At 62.3% G+C, this 15,616-nt stretch carries 12 protein-coding genes; 4 read left to right on the forward strand and 8 right to left on the reverse strand.

Annotation, left to right across the window (positions count from 1 at the left end; all coding sequences use genetic code 11):
* Positions 1-74: 74 nt before the first annotated feature.
* The 6 genes from BM062_RS02635 to argH form a co-directional block, all read right to left on the reverse strand.
* A complete protein-coding gene (locus BM062_RS02635; protein WP_092392811.1) occupies positions 75-812 on the reverse strand; it encodes an ABC transporter ATP-binding protein in 738 nt (245 codons plus the stop codon).
* A complete protein-coding gene (locus tag BM062_RS02640) occupies positions 809-1,570 on the reverse strand; it encodes an ABC transporter ATP-binding protein (RefSeq protein ID WP_175500861.1) in 762 nt (253 codons plus the stop codon). Before BM062_RS02640 ends, BM062_RS02635 begins: the two co-directional genes overlap by 4 nt.
* The gene (locus BM062_RS02645; protein WP_254784898.1) at positions 1,570-2,439 is read right to left on the reverse strand and encodes a branched-chain amino acid ABC transporter permease; all 870 of its coding nucleotides are present in this window, start codon (positions 2,437-2,439) and stop codon (positions 1,570-1,572) included. Before BM062_RS02645 ends, BM062_RS02640 begins: the two co-directional genes overlap by 1 nt.
* A 31-nt stretch (positions 2,440-2,470) precedes the next feature.
* Positions 2,471-3,352 carry a branched-chain amino acid ABC transporter permease gene (locus BM062_RS02650; RefSeq protein WP_092392815.1) on the reverse strand — a complete coding sequence of 294 codons (882 nt, stop codon included), beginning with the start codon at positions 3,350-3,352 and terminating at the stop codon, positions 2,471-2,473.
* Positions 3,353-3,470: 118 nt separating this feature from the next.
* The gene (locus BM062_RS02655; protein ID WP_092393530.1) at positions 3,471-4,628 is read right to left on the reverse strand and encodes an ABC transporter substrate-binding protein; all 1,158 of its coding nucleotides are present in this window, start codon (positions 4,626-4,628) and stop codon (positions 3,471-3,473) included.
* 367 nt (positions 4,629-4,995) lie between these two features.
* Positions 4,996-6,390, reverse strand: coding sequence for an argininosuccinate lyase (argH, locus tag BM062_RS02660; RefSeq protein ID WP_092392817.1), 1,395 nt, complete (start codon positions 6,388-6,390; stop codon positions 4,996-4,998).
* Between the two features lie 199 nt (positions 6,391-6,589).
* On the opposite strand from argH, the gene BM062_RS02665 reads away from it, so the two are divergent.
* Positions 6,590-7,696, forward strand: coding sequence for a histidine kinase (locus BM062_RS02665; protein ID WP_092392819.1), 1,107 nt, complete (start codon positions 6,590-6,592; stop codon positions 7,694-7,696).
* A gap of 21 nt (positions 7,697-7,717) precedes the next feature.
* Positions 7,718-8,512, forward strand: a complete 795-nt coding sequence (locus tag BM062_RS02670; RefSeq protein ID WP_092392821.1) for a LytR/AlgR family response regulator transcription factor — start codon at positions 7,718-7,720, stop codon at positions 8,510-8,512.
* Between the two features lie 6 nt (positions 8,513-8,518).
* On the opposite strand, the gene BM062_RS02675 is transcribed toward BM062_RS02670, so the two are convergent.
* Together BM062_RS02675 and BM062_RS02680 are read right to left on the reverse strand one after the other, a co-directional pair.
* A complete protein-coding gene (locus tag BM062_RS02675; RefSeq protein WP_256381561.1) occupies positions 8,519-9,493 on the reverse strand; it encodes a response regulator transcription factor in 975 nt (324 codons plus the stop codon).
* 18 nt (positions 9,494-9,511) lie between these two features.
* Positions 9,512-12,934: an ATP-binding protein gene (locus tag BM062_RS02680; protein WP_092392825.1), complete on the reverse strand. Its 3,423-nt coding sequence runs from the start codon at positions 12,932-12,934 to the stop codon at positions 9,512-9,514.
* Positions 12,935-13,362: 428 nt separating this feature from the next.
* Here BM062_RS02680 and urtA point away from each other — a divergent pair, with 428 nt between their 5' ends.
* Both urtA and urtB read left to right on the forward strand, forming a co-directional pair.
* Positions 13,363-14,616, forward strand: coding sequence for an urea ABC transporter substrate-binding protein (urtA, locus tag BM062_RS02685; protein WP_092392827.1), 1,254 nt, complete (start codon positions 13,363-13,365; stop codon positions 14,614-14,616).
* An 81-nt stretch (positions 14,617-14,697) separates the two neighbouring features.
* Complete coding sequence (urtB, locus tag BM062_RS02690; protein WP_092393533.1) at positions 14,698-15,615, forward strand: urea ABC transporter permease subunit UrtB; 918 nt, start codon at positions 14,698-14,700, stop codon at positions 15,613-15,615.
* Position 15,616: the final 1 nt, after the last annotated feature.

The following is a 15,616-nucleotide window of genomic DNA, read 5'->3' on the forward strand; positions in this document are numbered from 1 at the left end:
TGCCGGAAATGAATAAGGCCAATAGGCATATCGGCCTTGAATTCGGATGCTGAATGGGTTTAATGCCCGGCGCGTCAGCCGCCCAGGTACGCTTCCAGCACCTTGGGATTGTGCAGCAGGTTGCTGCCGCTGTCGGCCAGCACGATCTTGCCGGTCTCCAGCACGTAGCCGCGCTGGGCGATCCGCAGCGCCTGGCGGACGTTTTGCTCCACCAGCAGGATGGTCAGGCCGGTGCGGTTGATTTCCTGGACGATGCGGAAAATTTCCTGCACCAGCAGCGGCGCCAGTCCCATCGACGGTTCGTCCAGCAGCAGCACGCGCGGCTTGGCCATCAGCGCGCGGGCGATCGCCAGCATCTGCTGTTCGCCGCCGGACAGGTTGCCGGCCAGGCCGTCCCTGCGCCGCTGCAGCACCGGGAACAGGGAATACACCCAGTCCAGGTCCTGCGCGACCTGCGCCTTGTCCTTGCGGGTGTAGGCGCCCAGCGCCAGGTTCTCGGCGATGCTCAGGGTGGTCAGCGTGGCGCGGCCTTCCGCCACCTGTACCACGCCGCTCTGGACGATCTTGTGCGGCGACAGCCGGGTCAGGTCTTGCTGACGGTCTTGCTGATTGAATAGCACCTGTCCGCGGGCCGGCTTGAGCAGGCCGGAGATGGCAAGCAGGGCGGTGCTTTTGCCGGCGCCGTTGGCGCCCACCAGCGCGGTGATTTCGCCTTCGTTAAGCGCCAGGTCGATGCCTTTGACCGCTTCGATATGGCCGTATGAAACCGCCAGGTCCCGCACTTGCAGGATCGGTGTAGCGTTACTTGTCATTCCGCGTCTTCCTTGCCCAGGTAGGCTTCGATCACTTCCGGGTTGTTTTTGATCTGGTCGGGGCTGCCCTCGGCGATGATGCGGCCGAAGTTGAGCACCGCGATGCGGTCGCACAGGCCCATCACGAAACGCATGTCGTGTTCGATCATGAAAATGCTGAAGCCGCGCTGCTTGATGTTCAGGATTTCCGTCATCAGCTCGGTTTTTTCGGCGGGATTCATGCCGGCTACCGGCTCGTCCAGCAGCAGCAGCTTCGGTTTGGTCGCCAGCGCCCGGGCGAATTCCAGCTTGCGCTGCTCGCCGTAGGACAGGCTGTCAGCCAGCATTCCGGCCTTGTGGTCCAGGCGCACCCAGGACAGCAGTTCCAGCGCCCGCTCGCGCGCCTGGGCTTCGATCTTCCTGAAGCTGCCGAGGTTGAACAGCAGGCCGCCGAAACCATAGTGCATGTGATCGTGCATGCCGACCACGACGTTTTCCAGCAAGGTCATTTCCTTGAACACGCGGATGTTCTGGAACGTGCGGGCGATGCCGCGTTCGGTGATCTTGTGCGGCGCGACCTTGCCGATGTCGGCGCCGTCGAATTCGATGGCGCCGCCGGATGCGCGCAGCAGGCCGGTGATCAGGTTGAAGACGGTGGTCTTGCCGGCGCCGTTAGGCCCGATTAGGCCGAAGATGCCGCCCTGCGGGACGTTGAAGTTGACGTCCTGCAGTACCTGCAGGCCGCCGAAGTTCTTGCTGATATTCTTGAGTTGCAGCATCAGTTGTTTCCTCCAGCTGGAGCTTTACGCTGGAAAAAGGCGCGGATCCGGCGCGGGTCCCAGATGCCTTTCGGCAGGTACAGGATCACCAGCACCAGGATCAGGCCGTTGACTACCGCGCGGTAGCTGTTGAAGTCGCGCAGCGCTTCCGGCAGCAGCGTCAGCACCATGCCGCCGATGGTCGGGCCGACCAGGGTGCTGGTGCCGCCGAACACCGCCATGGTCAGGATTTCGACGGCGTTTTCGAAGGCATAGTTGCCGGGGCCGATGGTGAACGTGTAGTGGGCGTTGAGGCCGCCGGCCACGCCGGCGATGGCGGCGCCGATGACAAACGCCAGCAGCTTGTAGCCGGCGACGTTGACGCCCATCAGGCGCGCCGCCACTTCATCTTCCTTGATGGCTTCGAAGGCGCGGCCGATTTTCGAGCGGCGGATGCGCGCCAGGATGTACAGCGTGGCGGCCAGCAGCAGGACGATGTGCCACCATTCGGTCTTCAGCGGGATGCCGTTCAGGCCGAGCGGGCCGCCGGTGATGTCCATGTTGAGCACGATCACCCGCACCACCTCGCCGAAGCCCAGGGTCGCCATCGCCAGGTACACGCCTGACAGGCGCAAGGTCGGGATGCCGATCACCAGCGCCACCAGCGCCGGCAGCGCGCCGCCGATCGCCAGCGCCGCCGGGAACGGCAAGCCGGTCTGCATGCTGACCAGCGAGGCGGCGTAGGCGCCGATCCCCATGAACGCGGCGTTGGCCAGCGACAGCAGGCCGCAGGACAGGGTGACATAGATCGACAGCGCCAGCATGGCGTTGACGCCGAGGCCGAAAATCACGGTGTTGTAGGTCGACCAGAAACCGTCCCACCAATCCATGAAGCCTATGCTTGTAAACAATTCAGTCATTTCAAGCCTTCCTTTCCAGCACTTTGCCGAACATGCCGGAAGGCTTCACCAGCAGGATCAGGAACAGCAGGCCGAAGCCGACCGCGTCGCGGAAATCGCTGGAAATATAAGCTACCGTCAGTACTTCGGCGAAGCCGAGGAACAGCCCGGCAATCATGGCGCCGCGGATATCGCCCATGCCGCCCAGGATGATGACGGCGATGCCCTTGTGCAGCATCGGCTGTCCCATGAACGGCGTGATAGCGTTGAACGACAGTCCCACCAGCACGCCGGCGGCGCCGCCCAGCGCGGCCGCGGCGAACGAAGTCAGGTAGAACAGGCCTTCGACATTGATGCCGAGCAGGTAAGCCGCTTTCGGCGACTCGGCGATCGCGCGCAAGGCGCGTCCCAGCTGGGTGCGGCGCATGACCGCCAGCAGCACCAGCATCAGGATGAAGGAAATCACGACGATGCCGATCTGCACCGCGGTGACATGCAGGTGGCCCCAGTTGTAGCTGTCCTCGGGAATGGTGCCCACCGGGAAGCGCTTGTTCTCGGCGCCGAACAAGCCTTGCGCCAAACTGGTAAGGATGGTGGCGACGCCGATGGTAGCGATCATGGGCGCCAGGTGCGGCGCGTTGCGCGCCCGCAGCGGCTTCAGCACCAGGTAGTCGACCAGCAGCCCGATCAGCCCGGACGCCAGCATCGCCGCCAGCATCGCCAGCCACAGCGGCAGCGCCAGGTGCTCCACCAGCAGCAGCGCAGCATAACTGCCCAGCATGAAAATGGCGCCGTGAGATAAATTGATCACGCCCAGCACGCCGAAAACCAGCGTGAAGCCCAGCGCAAACAGCGCATACACGCTGCCCAGCGAAAGGGCGTTGATGAGTTGTTGTTCAAGCATGGAAGATTTTCTTAAATTCAATTAGGGTCAGAGTCGAATATTTTCGTATGGGAATATTCGACTCTGACCCTAATTAATATGCGACGGATGGCGGTCGCGTTGTGACGGCGGGTTTGGCTTATTTCAGCAAGGTGAACTTGCCGCCCTTGGCGATGTTGACGATCGCTTCTTGCTGCGCGTCGTAGCCGACTTCCTTGCCGGTTACCGGCGGCGCCTTGCGGAAGGCGAACTTGCCGGTGGCGCCGTCGATGGTGACTGCCGGCAGGGCCTGCTGCAGGGCGATGCGGTCCTTGTCGAGCGCGCCGCTGAGCTTGATTTTCTTCAGGGCGGCGGCGACGATGTGCAGGGCGTCGTAGGCTTGCGCGGCGAACTGGTCGGGATCGCTGCCGAACTTGGCCTTGTAGGCGGCGATGAAAGCCTTGTTGGCCGGCGTCAGGTTTTCCGACGACCATGGGCTGCCCATGATGGTGTCGTCGCCGGCGCCCTTGGCGATATCAAACAGCTTCGGCGAATTCAGGCCGTTGCCGCCGATGAACGGCTGCTTCATGCCGAGCGCGCGGGTTTGCAGGATGATGTTGGCGGCTTCTTCGGTCAGGCAGGAGCAGACGATGGCGTCCGGATTGGAGGCCTTGATCTTGGTCAGCTGCGCCTTGAAGTCGACGTCGCCCTTGGCATACGCCTCGGTAGTGGTGACCGGGATCTTCTGGTCGGCCAATGTACCCTTGAAGACGTCATAGCCGCTCTTGGTGAAAGCATCGTCGTTGCCGTAGATGATGGCGACCTTCTTGATGCCGAAATGCTTGACTGCGGCGCGTGTGGTAACCGGCAACACGTCGGCTTCCATCACGGAGTTGCGGAAGGTGAACGGGCCCATGGCGGTGATGCCGTCGGCGGTGTTGCTGGTGCCGAAGGCGACTACCTTGGCGGCGTTGGCGATCGGGTCGGCGGCGAACGCCGAGTTGGACAGGGTAGGGCCGAACACCAGCAGCGCCTTGTCCTTGAAGATCAGTTTCTTGAAGACGTTGATCGCTTCTTCTTTTTTGCCTTGCTCGTCTTCGATCACCAGCAGCAGCTTGTTGCCGTTGACGCCGCCGGCGGCGTTGACTTCATCGGCAGCCAGCGAAAAGCCGTTCTTGATGGCGACGCCGTACTTGGCGGCCGGGCCGGTCAGCGCCGCCGCCAGGCCGAGCTTGACGTCTGCGGCATGCGCGGCGTTGGCCAGGCCGGTGGCGAGCATCAGCAACGGCAGTGTTTTCAACATGGTTTTGAATTGCATTTCGATGTCCTCCAAGAGACCGTTTTTTTAGGCGGCGTCGCTCCATGGCAAGAGGTCGGCCAGCGTTTTTTGTTTTGGCGCGCACGCAGGCCCGCCAAAGGTGAACAAAGTATAAGGGATTTTCGGTCAGAAATTCCTGGCACGCAGCGTGGGGTTTCAGCGTTTGCGAAACACTACGCCTACTACTCGCGAGCCAGGTAAAAAATGGGTGTTTTACGCGGGGATGCAGCGACTTTTGGTCGGTTTTGGAGAGATATTGCGTGGTTTTGGGCAATTATACCCGGCGCTGGAAATTCGTGCCGGCCGCATTCATGCCAAATCGGCATGACGGGAAAGCATTGCGCTTCCCGCCATGCCGGCTGCTGCATCAGCCTAACTGCTGGCGCAAATGCTGGATCGCCAGGCGCACCTGGCGCGGCGCGGTGCCGCCGATGTGGTCGCGGGCGGCGACTGAACCTTCCAGCGTCAGCACCTGGAAAATGTCGTCGTCGATCAAAGGCGAGAACGCCCGCAGCTGCTCCAGCGACAGGTCGCTCAGGTCGCACGCCCGGTCGACGCAGCTGCGCACCGCATGCGCCACGGCTTCGTGGGCGTCGCGGAAAGGCAGGCCTTTCTTGACCAGGTAGTCGGCCAGGTCGGTGGCGGTGGCGTAGCCTTGCAGCGCGGCGGCGCGCATCGCTTCCGGCTTGACCGTGATGCCGCGCGCCATGTCGGCGAAGATGCGCAGGGTGTCGGTGAGCGTGTCGACGGTGTCGAACAGCGGTTCCTTGTCTTCCTGGTTATCCTTGTTGTAAGCCAGCGGCTGGCCTTTCATCAGGGTCAGCAGGGCGATCAGGTGGCCGTTGACGCGGCCGGTCTTGCCGCGCGCCAGTTCCGGCACGTCGGGGTTTTTCTTTTGCGGCATGATCGAGGAGCCGGTGCAGAAACGGTCGGCGATGTCGATGAAGCCGATGCGCGGGCTCATCCAGATCACCAGTTCTTCCGACATGCGCGAGACGTGGGTCATCACCAGCGCCGCGGCGGCGCAGAATTCGATGGCAAAGTCGCGGTCCGAGACGGCATCCAGCGAATTGCGGCAGACATCGTCGAAACCCAGCGTTTTCGCCACGCGTTCGCGGTCGATCGGGAAGGTGGTGCCGGCCAATGCGGCGGCGCCCAGCGGCAGGCGGTTGACACGCTTGCGGCAATCCAGCATGCGCTCGGCGTCGCGCCCGAACATTTCGATGTAAGCCAGCACGTGGTGGCCGAAGGTGATCGGCTGCGCAACCTGCATGTGGGTGAAGCCAGGCAGGATGGTGTCGGCGTGCTGTTCCGCCAGGTCCAGCAGGGCCAGGCGCAGGTCGCGCAGCAGGCCGCTGATGTCGTCGATGGCCCCGCGCAGGTAGAGGCGGATGTCGGTCGCTACCTGGTCGTTGCGCGAACGGCCGGTGTGCAGGCGCTTGCCGGCGTCGCCGACCAGTTCGGTCAGGCGTTTTTCAATATTCAGGTGGACGTCTTCCAGGTCCAGCAGCCATTCGAACTTGCCGGAGGCGATTTCGCCCTGGATCTGGGTCATGCCCTTCTGGATCGCGGCGTAGTCGTCGGCGCTGATGATTTTTTGATATGCCAGCATCTCGGCATGGGCCAGCGAACCCTGGATATCGACTTGCGCCAGGCGCTTGTCGAAAAATACCGAGGCGGTGTAGCGTTTGACCAGGTCAGAGACCGGTTCGGAGAAACGAGCCGACCAGGCTTCGCCTTTTTTGGAGAGTTGTGCTGTCATAATTGTATATTGAACCGAGTATTGAACCGTGCGTAGGGAATGGCAATGAATTATGCGATTATAAATCACTGCCCCCGGAAACCGGCTTTATGCTTGCAGCGCGATGTGTACCGGTCATGCCGTGCCGGGCGCCGGCGGCATCTGCGGGCCGTCCGGCAACAGCCATTAAATTGCTCTTCAATTAACTAACTTCACCTTCATGGCATCTGACCAGATCGCAGACAACACCCCGGCACAACAGCCGAATGCAGTGCTGATTCCCGACGGCTGCAACCTCGGCGTCGTGTTTCGCACCCTGATTGCGGTCAACCTGGCGGTGATGGCAGCGCTGCTGCTGCACAGCGACGGCCTGATGGCGGCGCTCAACAGCTTTGTCGAGTCGGCGATGCTGATCGAACCGGCCTGTTTCCTGTCATTGGTCATATTTTGCGGTTTGCACCGGGTCGCACACCGCTTGCCTTCGTTGGCCCAGCGTCTGGCCTGCGTGCTGGTGCCGGTGCTGGTGACTGTGGGAGTGATCCGGCTGCTGTCCGGTTTCGATTGGTTCTTCAGCGGCTTTTCCCATCTCAGCGCCAGCGGCGGCATGCCGCTTGCGGCATTGGTGGCGGCGCTGTTCGGCGGCGCCCTGCAGCACTATTTCGAACTGCGCGCCCGCGCTTTTTCCCCGGTGCTGGTGGAAGCCCGGCTGCAAGCCTTGCAGGCGCGGATCCGGCCGCATTTCCTGTTCAACAGCCTGAACGCCGTGCTGTCGCTGATCCGCAACGAGCCGCGCCGCGCCGAAGCTGCGCTGGAAGACCTGGCCGACCTGATCCGGGTGCTGATGCGCGACGGCCGCGCCATGACCACGCTGGAAAAGGAAATCCGCCTGTGCCGGCAATACCTGTCGATAGAAAAAATCCGCCTGGGCGAACGCCTGAAAGTGCAATGGGAGCGGACCGGCATCAGCGACGAGGTGATTTTCCGGGCGCAGATCCCGACCTTGCTGCTGCAGCCCCTGATAGAAAACGCGGTCCACTACGGCGTCGAGCCGAGCACCGAGCCGGCCTTGATCCGGATCCAGCTGAGCCATACGCTGGAACGGATTGAAATCATCATCACCAATCCTTACAATCCGTACAGCGGCAAGGGCGTGGCCGCGCTGCCGGAAGGTAACCAGATGGCGCTGGAGAATATCCGCGAACGGCTGGCGCTGCTGTACGATGTCGAAGGACAATTGACGACGGCCACCAGCCTCGGCCAGTTTGAAGTGCGCGCCAGTTTTCCCTATGTCAAGGCGGCCTTGGCCAAGCCGCAGGGAAGCAGATAAAAACCTACCACATCTTATTTCATGATCCCTCGTATCTATATCGTTGACGATGAAGCGCCGGCGCGCGCCAGGCTGAGCACGCTGCTGTCCGACATCGTGGCCGAATGCCCGCATTACCTGGTGGGCGAAGCCGGCCATGCGCAGGCGGCGCTGGAAGGCATCAGGGCCACGGCGCCGGACCTGGTCTTGCTGGACGTGCAGATGCCGGGCATGAGCGGCCTGCAACTGGCCGAGCAGCTGTTGAACAACACCGGCGCGGCCGAGCCGCCCTTGATCATTTTCGTGACTGCCTATGACGACTATGCGCTGAGCGCATTCGACGTCCAGGCTTTCGACTACCTGGTCAAGCCGGTGCGCGCCACACGGCTGGCGCAAGCCATCGCCCGCGCCAGCCGCGTGCGGCAGCATGCGCAAGCGGCTTCGGCCACCGGGCCGGTGAGCGCGACCGGCTTGCCGCGCCAGCATTTCGCGGTGCAGGAGCGCGGCCGCATGTCGCTGGTGCCGATGGCAGAGGTGCTGTACCTGAAGGCAGAATTGAAGTACGTGACGTTGCGCACCAAAACCAAAGAATATTTGATTGAGGATTCGCTGGTCTCGATCGAGGAAGAACTGGCGCTCCACTTTGTGCGCGTGCACCGCAATGCGCTGGTGGCGCGCAACGCCATCAGCGGCGTCGAACGCGTCATGCAGGCAGCGGACAGCGACGGCGATGGCGACAAGCCGCAGGAAATCTGGCAAGTGATCCTGCGCGACATCGATCACCGCCTGCCGATTTCACGGCGCCAGCTGGCAGAGATCAAGGCGCTGGTGCGCTAGCCAGCTTTACTGCAAGGTATGGCCGGGATCGTATAACCGGCTGATCGCCAGCGCCGCCGCGGCGGCGCGTGTCTCCACTCCCAGCTTGATGTAGATGTGCTCCAGGTGCTTGTTGACCGTGCGCGGACTCATGCCGAGGATCTCGGCGATATCGCGGTTGGTCTTGCCTTTCGAGACCCATGCCAGGACGTCGGTTTCGCGCGGCGTCAGGCGGTAGGCTTCGAGCTGGGCCGGATTCGGCAGCGACAGGGATTTTTCCTCCAGCAGCAAGGTCAGTTCGGCGCTCTGGGCGTTTTTGGAAAGATGGATGGTCAGCTCGCCGTCGTCGCCGCTGACCACCAGCGGCTGCAGCGGCTGCTGCGTCTGCCGCAGCAGCACCAGGTTTTCATTCAGCCAGAACTGCAGCTGCGGCGGCAGCTTGCGCTGCTCGCTGCGCGGGAAATATTTTTCCAGCCAGAACGAAGCCTTGCCGGTTTGCCACAGGGGCGCGCCATCGGTGCCGAGCACGATCACCGCATGGGCGGCGGCGTCGATCACATCCCTGGCTTGCGACATCATGCGCGCCGTCTTGATATGGGCAGCGACGCGGGCGACGATTTCCAGCGGCTGGATCGGCTTGGTGACGTAGTCGATGCCGCCCACCTGGAAGCCGCGCACCACATGTTCGGTTTCGGTGAGGCCGGTCATGAACACCACCGGCACATGGGCGGCGCTGGCCAGCAGCTTGATGCGGCGGCAGGTTTCAAAACCGTCCAGCCCCGGCATGACCGCATCCAGCAGGATCAGGTCGGGCGTGATGTAGCCTAGCCGCTGGATGGCGCTGGCGCCGTCGGTCGCCACCAGCACGATATGGCCGCTTTCGTCCAGCGCATCCGACAGCAGCGCCAGGTTGTCCGGCATGTCGTCGACGATCAGCACCACCGGGCGGCTGGCCAGCGGCCTTGGCGGCGGATCGGCAGAGAGGGTGAGGTGATCGTCCAAGATATTCCTTGTTATTCGCTATGCGCTGTCGATGCGTTGTGCAGGCTGCTCGCCGGCGGGATGCAGCAGTGCCTGCAGGCGTGCGTTGTAGTCGTTCAGGCGAAAGCGTTTCACCAGTTCGCGCAGCTCGCCGGTAAACGGCAGGTAGACCTGGTCCTGCTGTTCTATTTCATCGAGCTTGGCGCCGATGCCCTTGATATAGCCGATGGCGCCCAGCTCCAGCAGCGCCTGCAGCTTTTCCCGGGCCGGGATCACCATGACAGTGCTGCAGGCTGCGCCGTCGCTTGCGGCCTGCGGCGCCGGATCGGAAATCCAGTCGACTTTCAGGTGCAGCCGGATTTTCGACAGCAGGTCGTTGAAAGACACCGGCTTGACCACGAAATCGTTATAGCTGAGCGGATCGATCTGTTGCGGCGTGCTCTCGAAGGCATTGGCGGAGACGATGATGATCGGCAGGCTGGCATGGCCCTGGGCCCGTATCGCGCGGCACACGGCGCCGCCGTCCATGGCCGGCATGGCGATGTCGAGCAGCACCAGGTCCGGCATGGCGCGGGCGATTTCCGCCAGGCACGCGGCGCCGCTCGCCACCTCGCTGATGTCGAATCCCAACGGCGCCAGCATGGCGCTCAGCACGGCGCGCTGCGAGGCCTGGTCGTCGACTACCAGTATCCGTTTCCTGGGGCCGAGATAACCCGACATCTGGTCTTCCAGCTTGATCCGGCGGCGCGGCGCGCGCACCTCCGACAGGTAGATCTTCAGCTGGAAAGTGCTGCCCTTGCCGATATTGCTGCTGACCGACAGCGCGCCGCCCATGATGTGGGTCAGCATGCTGCTGATGGCCAGGCCGAGCCCGGTGCCGATGTCTTCGCGCAGGTTGGCGGCGTTGCTGCGTTCGAATGGCAGGAACACGCGGGCGATGTCTTCCGCGGCGATGCCGATGCCGCTGTCCTCGACCTCGAAATAAGTGATCTCGCGCGCATGCCGGACCCGCAGTGTGACATGGCCGGCGTCGGTAAACTTGACTGCATTGCCGAGCAGGTTGATGAGTATCTGGCGCAGCCGTTTCTGGTCGACCTGGACCACTTCGGGAATCCGGCCCAGCTTTTCAAAGCGGAACGTCAGGCCCTTTTGCTCGGCCTGCGGCGCGAACATCTGCACGATCTGGTCGAGGAATTCGTGCAGCGGCAGTTCGTCCGCCGCCAGCCGCATCTTGCCGGCCTCGATCTTGGCGATATCCAGCAAACCGTCGATCAGGCTCAGCAGATGCTCGCCGCTGCGGCGGATGACGCCGATGGCATCCCTGCGGCCTTGCGGGATGGCATGGTCGACCTGCAGGATCTGGGCGTAGCCGAGGATGCTGTTGAGCGGCGTGCGCAATTCGTGGCTCATGCCGGTGACGAAGCGGCTCTTGGCCAGGTTGGCGGCCTCTGCCGCTTCCTTGGCGCGCTGCAAGGCGGCGTCGGTCTGGTTATGGGCGTCGATTTCCTGCAGCAGCAGGTTGGTCTGCCGCTCCGATTCTTCATGGGCGACGCTGCGGCTCTCGCTGGTCAGCACCAGCCACCAGGAGCCGACGCCGATGAACACCAGCAGCGACGCAAACAGCTTGATGAAAATGCCCGCCATCGAATCGGGGCCGCTGCCGGAGAGGCCGGACATGCCGGCCAGCTGCTGGTAATACAGCAGCCACAGCACCACCGCCAGGCCGCCCGAGACCAGGCCGAACACGATCAGGTAGTGGCCGATGCGGGTGTTGAGCTTGAGCGTGAAACGCTCCGGCAGGAAACCGCGCAGGGTATTGAAGATCTGGTCCGGCATGCGCGAGGATTCCTTGCAGCGGTCGTTGCAGCGGGCATCCAGCGAACAGCACAAGGAACAGATGGCGCCTTGGTAAGCCGGGCAATGCGCCATGTCGGGCGTCTCGAAATGGTTGCCGCAGATGACGCATTCCAGCTGGCCGCGGTGGTTGTCGGCCAACTGGTCGTGGCGGGCGATATAGTATTTGCCCTTGGTCGCATAGGCGATCGCCGGTGCGGTCAGCAGCGCGCTGCCGAGGGCGATGAAGGGCGCCAGCGCGCGCGCCACGCTGCCGAACATGCCGGACAAGGCGAGCGCCGACAGCGCCGAGGCGATCAGCATGGCGCCGACGCCGACCGGATTGATGTCGTACAGGTGGGCGCGCTTGAATTCGATATGCGGCGGGCTCAGGCCCAGCGGCTTGTTGATGACCAGGTCCGACACCACCGCGCCGATCCAGGAGATTGCCACCAGCGCGTACAGGGCCAGCACATGTTCGAGCGCGTTGAAGACGCCGATCTCCATCAGCAGCAAGGCGATCAGCACATTGAACACCAGCCATACCACGCGGCCCGGATGGCTGTGGGTCAGGCGCGCGAAGAAATTCGACCAGGCCAGCGAACCGGCATAGGCGTTGGTGACGTTGATCTTGATCTGCGACACCACCACCAGCAAGGTGACTGCCGCCAGCACCCAGGCCGGATCGGAAAACACATAACGGTAGGCGATCAGGTACATCTGGGTCGGCTCGACCGCCTTGCCGATCGGCACCTCGTGCTGGATCGCCAGGAACGCCAGCAGCGCGCCGCCCAGCATTTTTGCCGCGCCCAGCAAGATCCAGCCCGGCCCCGCCAGCAGCAGCGCGCTCCACCAGCGGTAGCGGTTGGCGGCGATTTTTTCAGGCAGGAAGCGCAGGAAATCGACTTGCTCGCCGATCTGCGCAATCAATGAAAAGGCGACCGTGGCGGCCGAGCCGAACAGCACCAGGTCGAAGCTGTTGCCGTTTTCGGCGCGGCCGGCGAACGTCATCAGGTTGGCTAGCGCATCGGGTTCCTTGTGCAGCACGCAGACATACGGCAGCACCAGCAGCAACAGCCACAACGGCTGGGTCCACATCTGCAGGCGGTTGATCAGCGTGATGCCGTAGGTCACCAGCGGAATTACCACCAGGGCGCAGATGATATAGCCGAGCACCAGCGGCAAGCCGAAATAAAGCTCGATCGCTTGCGCCATGATCGACGCCTCCACCGCAAAAAAGATGAAGGTGAAGGTGGCGTAGATCAGCGAAGTGATGGTCGAGCCGATATAGCCGAAGCCGGCGCCGCGCGTCAGCAGGTCCATGTCGACGCCGTATTTGGCGGCATAGTAGCTGATCGGCAGGCCGGTCAGGAAGAACAGGATGCTGACGCAGACAATTGCCCAGAATGCATTGGTGAAGCCGTAGCTGAGCGTGATCGTGCCGCTGATGGCTTCCAGCGCCAGGAACGAGATGGCGCCGAGCGCGGTGTTGGCCAGGCGGAATTCCGACCATTTGCGGAACGAGCGCGGCGTGAAGCGCAGGGCGTAGTCTTCCAGCGTCTCGTTGCCGACCCAGGTGTTGTAGTCGCGGCGGACCTTGACGATGCGTTGGGTGGCGGTGATTTTCACGTTTGACGGGCGACCTTGGGCGTGGAGGATAAAACAGCAGGCAATTCAGCTTAAGCAATTTTCGAACCAATTCAGGCCGTGTTGGATACGTCATTTGACGTATATGAAAAATTCCAAAAGGCAACTTTGTGCCAAAGCAGGGCGCGCCAGGTTGCCGATCCGACATCGGCGCCGCGCCGCGCATAGCCGCTGCTCCGGCCGGCGCACCAAGCTGATGCGCCGGCGCTGCAAGGCCGTGCGTGCCGCCGTTCGGCCGCGCGCCGCTGGGCTTACGTCAAACGACGTATTGCTGCACCGCACCGCGAATCCTAATCTGCTTCCCGGAGCGCACAGATCCAGACGCCGGTTTTACCGGGCTGCGAGGTCCTGGACGTTGACCTTATCCCTCGTTTTCCTTCGTCACATAACTGCCCCGAAAGGAGTACTGCATGTCGCATCGTTCTGTATCCGATAAGCCATCGTTCCAGCGCCGCAAGGTGCTGCTGGGCCTGGCCGCCAGCGCCGCGCTGGCTTTGCCGGCCATGGGTTTCGCCCAGTCGCCGGCCACCGCGAAAATCAATACCACCAAGCTGGCCGTCACCGATACCGAAGTCACCGTCGGCCAGCTGCACTCGGCCACCGGCACCATGGCGATCAGCGAAACCGGTTCGATCCAGGCCGAGCGGCTGGCGATCGACCAGATCAATTCGATGGGCGGCATCCTCGGACGCAAGATCAAGATCATCCAGGAAGACGGCGCCAGCGACTGGCCGACCTTTGCCGAAAAAGCCAGGAAACTGCTGGAGAGCGATCACGTCGCCGCGGTGTTCGGCTGCTGGACTTCGGCTTCGCGCAAGGCGGTGCTGCCGGTGTTCGAGAAAGACAACGGCTTGCTGTATTACCCGACCTTCTATGAAGGCCTGGAGCAGTCCAAGAACGTTTTCTACACTGGGCAGGAAGCCACCCAGCAAGTGCTGGCCGGACTGAACTGGGTCGCCAAGGAAAAGAAAGCCAAGACCTTTTTCCTGGTCGGTTCGGATTACATCTGGCCGCGCACCTCCAACAAGATCGCCCGCAAACACATCGAGAATGTCTTGAAAGGCTCGGTGGTCGGCGAGGAGTATTACCCGCTCGGCAATACCCAGTTCGGCTCCCTGATCAACAAGATCAAGCTGAAAAAGCCGGACGTGATTTTCGCCGACGTGGTGGGCGGCAGCAATGTCGCTTTCTATAAGCAGCTCAAGGCCGCCGGCGTCACTGCCAAGACCCAGAACCTGCTGACGATTTCTGTCACGGAAGATGAAATGCTGGGCATCGGCGGCGAGAACGTTGAAGGTTTCTATTCGTCGATGAAATATTTCCAGAGCCTGGACAATCCGAACAACAAGAAATTCGTGGCCGAATTCAAGGCCAAGTTCGGCCCCAATGCAGTCATCGGCGACGTTACCCAGGCAGCTTACCTGGGGCCATGGCTGTGGAAGGCCGCAGTCGAGAAGGCCGGCAGTTTCGATGTCGACAAAGTGGTTGCAGCATCGCCCGGGTTTGAATTGAAGAGTGCGCCGGAAGGTTACGTCAAGGTCCACGCCAATCATCACTTGTGGAGCAAGACCCGCATCGGCGAAGCGCAGAAAGACGGCCAGTTCAAGGTGATCTATGAATCCGACCTGATCGAACCGAATCCTTTCCCCAAGGGTTACCAGTAAGTTTTTCCAGCCACGGTCCGGCAGCTCGCCTGCCGGACCGTTCAGCCCAGCAAACCAGCTGCAACATTGCAAGGAGCCACCGTGGTCTCACTCTCCGAATTCGGCGCCATTTTCGCCATGCAGGGCTTCAACGGCCTGTCGGTCTTCTGCGTCCTGCTGCTGATGGCGCTGGGCCTGGCCATCATCTTCGGCCAGATGGGCGTGATCAACATGGCGCATGGCGAGTTCCTCACCATCGGCGCCTACATTACTTACCTGCTGTCCAAGCTGACCACGCTGTATGCGCCCAGCCTGCAGCCTTATTATTTCTTTGCCGCGATCGCGCTGTCTTTCGTGACCGCCTACATCGTCGGCTATATCACCGAGTGGCTGATGATCAGCCGCCTGTACAAGCGGCCGCTGGATACCTTGCTGGCCACCTGGGGCCTGAGCCTGGCCATGCAGCAGACTTTCCGCTCGATCTTCGGCGCCAAGGAAGTCAGCGCCACCTTGCCGGACTGGCTGATGGGGTCGTTCAAGCCTACCGACAGCATCGACATTCCCATCAACGGCCTGTTCATGATGGGGCTGACGGCGGTGCTGACCGGCGTCATTTTCCTGTTGCTGTTCCGCTCGCGCTGGGGCTTGCAGGTGCGCGCCACCATGCAGAACCGCCTGATGAGCGGCGCGGTCGGCATCAATACCCGCAAGGTCGACCGCAGCACCTTTGCGCTCGGCTGCGGGGTTGCCGGCATCGCCGGCGCGGCGTTCACCACCATCGGTTCCACCGGACCGACCAGCGGCTCGCTGTATATCGTCGATACCTTCCTGGTGGTGGTGTTCGGCGGCGCGCAAAGCCTGCTGGGCACCATCGCCTCAGCGTTCTCCATCGCCCAGACCCAGTCCACGGCGGAATTTTTCCTGACCGGATCGATGGCCAAGGTGCTGACGCTGTCGGCGGTGATCCTGATTTTGCTGATGCGGCCGCAAGGCTTGTTTGCCGCAAAGATCCGTAAATAAC

It is taken from the genome of Collimonas sp. OK412, from assembly GCF_900112135.1.
GTDB classification, from domain to species: Bacteria; Pseudomonadota; Gammaproteobacteria; order Burkholderiales; family Burkholderiaceae_D; genus Collimonas; species Collimonas rhizosphaerae.